This is a genomic window from Hoeflea sp. (assembly GCF_984452065.1).
In genome coordinates this window covers 1-3,492 of the sequence record NZ_CFHWAF010000231.1, presented here as the reverse complement: position 1 = coordinate 3,492, position 3,492 = coordinate 1, and the positions used below count along the sequence as shown (strand labels likewise).

The window sequence follows — 3,492 nt, the reverse complement described above, 5'->3', positions numbered from 1 at the left end:
TGTCGCCGGACACCCCTGGTCGATCACCTATGGTTTCGGCCTTTGGGGCGCGAAGATCGCCTCGGCGGCCGGCCTGCCCGTCGAAACCTGGACCTTCTGGAACTGGCCGGCGCAGGCCGAGGCACTGTCCGCTTCGGTGCTCGCGAATTCGGTTTCGGTGATGAATTTCGGCCTGATCCTCGGGGCGTCGCTGGCCGCGTCGCTGGCCGGCAAATTCGCGCCCCGGGCCGCGATCCCGCTGGCGTCGTTTGTCGCCGCCGCGCTCGGTGGCCTGCTGATGGGCTATGGCGCGCGGCTGAGCTTCGGCTGCAACATCGGCGCTCTGTTCTCCGGCATCGCATCGGGCAGCCTGCATGGCTGGCTGTGGTTCGCCGCCGCCTTTGCCGGTTCGGCGGTCGGTATCTTCGCCCGGCCGCTGTTCGGCCTTGACGGCTTCAGGCGCAAGGGCGTCTCCGCATGAGCCGGACACGCAACACCGCCCTGTTCGCAGCTGCATTGGCCGTGACGACGGCGGCGGTTGCCTATGATCACGCGGCAAACGGCGTGCCCGCGCCGGCGCCCGCTGCCGTGTCCGCGCCTGCCGCCGCCGGCGTGGCGCCGTGTGCCGCCGCCGCGCCGCGCGCAGCGCCCCCGCCCGCGCCATTGCCTTCGGCTCGCACTGAGCGCGCCGCACCGCCGCCTCCACCGGCGCGTTTGCCTGAGGGCGCGTCCGAGGCGCCCGACCTCGTGCCGGACGACGAAACGTGAACAATGATGCACGGCAAACCGCCCGTCGCGAAATCGCGTTTTGCGAGCAGGTGCTGGCCAAAGGCGGCGCCACCGTCTTGACAGAGACATTGCGGGACGTTGAGCAGCCGCAAAGCTGGGCGAAGTATCCTGTCGGCGAGGTCTTCGACCCGCAAACCGGTGCGCAGTGGTTCTATCACAGCCACGACCCGGCGACGCATGCGGGCGAGCACGGCCATTTTCATTGCTTCGTGCGGCCGGACGGGGCGGAGGGGCCAATCCACCATCTGTGCGCGGTGGGCGTCGATCCGCATGGCCGGCCGCTGCGTCTTTTTACCGTCAATCACTGGGTGATCGGCGACGACTGGCTCGACGCCGAACCTACGATCGCGCTCCTGCACCGGTTCGACGTGCACATGCCGCAGCCGAACTATCTGGTGAACCGCTGGCTGACGGCGGTGCTGGCAGCGCATGAAACCGAGATCATCGATCTGATCCGCGATCGCGACAAGGCCATCGCCGGCCATCGGCCGGACGCTGGCGGCGATCCGCGCGCCAGCCGCGCGCTTGAGGTCACGGCTGAAAGTCGTTTCAGCCCATAGCGCAGCCCATGGCGGCCGATCCGACCTTCCGCGGTATGGGTGTATTGAGTCAGCTGACGACTAAATTATCGCCATATGACGGTTCTGGAGTTACCGATGAATCCCCTCGTGGCCTACGCAGTACATGACGCCCTTCCCGGTTCGGAGGCTGGCCGTATAGGCAAGCTTCTGGGCGTAAGAGCAAAAGCGCCGCTTGATGATATCGGCCTCGCCGACAAGATCGCGCAAGGCCTGTCTGTTGCTGCAGCCGATGCTCTCATCCTGGCAGTAGGGCGCGGACATGTGGTTGGACCCCTCATCCCGGAGGCTACGTTGCGACGGGCCAAGAAAAACCGGAAAGCGCTCTCGCGTGAAATGAGCGAGCGGCTCTATGAAGTCAGTCGCGTCGTGGATGCCGTCAGTCGTCTTTACAAGGGTGATGCGGCCGCCATTAAACGGTTCTTGAACCGACCTCACAAGCTGCTTCATGGGCGCACGCCCATGGAAATGGCACAGTCTAATTCGGCGGGAACGGAAGCCGTTATCAATATGCTAAAGCGTGCGGAGTCTGGCTTCTCTGTATGAGCTCGCACCGACGACTTGATAGTGCCCTTACAGCTTACCGAATAGGTGATCCGGAGGGAGAGTTTCCGATCTGGGACGACGGCGGCGCCCGACTTGCATCGGGCCGGTGGCACGAAGCGGGCGCCACGGTCATCTACGCTTGGAAACATTACTCAACCGCTATGCTGGAAAAACTCGTACATTTCGAAGGCGAGATCCCAGGCGGTCAGCATTTCATGGAGATCTCAATTCCAGTTGGAACAAGCTATGAGGTGGTCAATCCCGACCTCATCGAAGGATGGAGTGCCCCAGACGGCGAAGCGGCGCGGAGTTTTGGCCGCAAGTGGTTTCATGAGGAAAGATCAGCTGTCCTCATCGTCCCCTCAGTTGTCGCCCGCATGGAACAAAACATCATCTTCAACACGGGCCACAGTGAATTCGTGTCAGTTACGACAGGCTTGGAAACACCGATCTGGTGGAATGATCGACTGTTCAGGTAAAGCACGGCGCCTTGAGGTTCAGGGCGTTGTTTTCTGTAACTCTTCGGTCATTGCGTAGGTGTTTGTTGACCGAATTTGTCCAAAAAGAATGTCCTCCATCTGGTTTTGAACCAGAGCATCGATCTTGTGCATGGAGTCAGGTGTTACAAGCATGGCAATGATGTCTCTAAGAATTTGGTGTTTTGTCAATCTACTGAAATCATTGAGGGCGGAGTCTTGCGATAAAGGGCTAAGTGACAGAAGCGCTGATCGCCGAGATCGGTTGACGCAGTCATTATTGACACATGCTGTCAAAGCTAGCATATGCTATATTTGCAATCATATCTGTGATCGGAGGCGATCATGAAAACACTGACCGTTCGAAACCTGTCCGAGGATGTGCATCGCCGGATCCGGATCGCGGCCGCCGAGAAAGGTATCAGCGCCGAGGCGTTCGTCCGCGAGGTGCTGGATCGTGCCACGCGGCCAAGCGTGCCGCTCGGCGATCTGGTCGCGCGCCGCGCGGCCGAACTGGACGTCGATTATCCGCCCTTGGAGCAGAGCGATGAACCGGTCGAACCGGCTGAATTCCATTGATCGTCGTTGATACCAACGTCATCTCCGAAACCATGCGGCCTGCGCCTACGCCGGCTGTGCTCGACTGGATGAACGCGCAAAAGGCTGAAGCCTTGTTCGTTTCGGCCGTCACCGTAATGGAACTGCGCGCGGGCATCGACCGCCTTCCGGAAGGTCGGCGTAAAACTGCGTTGTGGCAGCTGTACGATTTCACCGTGGGCCAGCTGTTCGCTGACCGCATCCTTGCCTTTGACGGATCGGTGGCCATTGAAGCAGCCCGTATCGCCGCCAGGGCGGAAGCGGCCGGTCGGCCGGCTGGCGTTGCAGATATACAGATTGCAGCGACTGCCAGCGTGCGAAACTTCGCTGTCGCGACGCGCGATGTCGATCCGTTCAAGACGGCTGGTCTAACCGTCATCAATCCTTGGATGGTGCGATCTTTGCTCTGAAGCATTCTTCGAGGATTGACGATGGCCAGCGGCGGGCGTCTGCGTCATCAGAAGAGCAGAGTCATTTGGGCTGTCTCATTTGAGACATCAGAAGCGGTTGTATTGGATAGAATCCGG

General features: G+C 60.9%; 6 protein-coding genes. All 6 read left to right on the top strand.

The window, feature by feature from the left end; genetic code table 11:
• A partial coding sequence (locus AC5E6N_RS23750) for a YeeE/YedE thiosulfate transporter family protein (protein WP_491750126.1) occupies positions 1-460 on the top strand: 460 nt, incomplete at its 5' end.
• A gap of 283 nt (positions 461-743) precedes the next feature.
• Entirely contained in the window at positions 744-1,328 is a 585-nt protein-coding gene (locus tag AC5E6N_RS23745; protein ID WP_491750125.1) for a DUF6969 family protein, read from the top strand.
• A 96-nt stretch (positions 1,329-1,424) separates the two neighbouring features.
• Complete coding sequence (locus AC5E6N_RS23740; protein WP_491750124.1) at positions 1,425-1,892, top strand: antitoxin Xre/MbcA/ParS toxin-binding domain-containing protein; 468 nt, start codon at positions 1,425-1,427, stop codon at positions 1,890-1,892.
• Complete coding sequence (locus tag AC5E6N_RS23735; RefSeq protein ID WP_491750123.1) at positions 1,889-2,371, top strand: RES family NAD+ phosphorylase; 483 nt, start codon at positions 1,889-1,891, stop codon at positions 2,369-2,371. The genes AC5E6N_RS23740 and AC5E6N_RS23735 overlap by 4 nt, the downstream gene beginning before the upstream one ends.
• Before the next feature lie 342 nt (positions 2,372-2,713).
• Entirely contained in the window at positions 2,714-2,947 is a 234-nt protein-coding gene (locus tag AC5E6N_RS23730) for a FitA-like ribbon-helix-helix domain-containing protein (protein WP_491750122.1), read from the top strand.
• Positions 2,944-3,375, top strand: coding sequence for a type II toxin-antitoxin system VapC family toxin (locus AC5E6N_RS23725; RefSeq protein WP_491750121.1), 432 nt, complete (start codon positions 2,944-2,946; stop codon positions 3,373-3,375). The genes AC5E6N_RS23730 and AC5E6N_RS23725 overlap by 4 nt, the downstream gene beginning before the upstream one ends.
• The last annotated feature ends 117 nt before the right edge of the window (positions 3,376-3,492 follow it).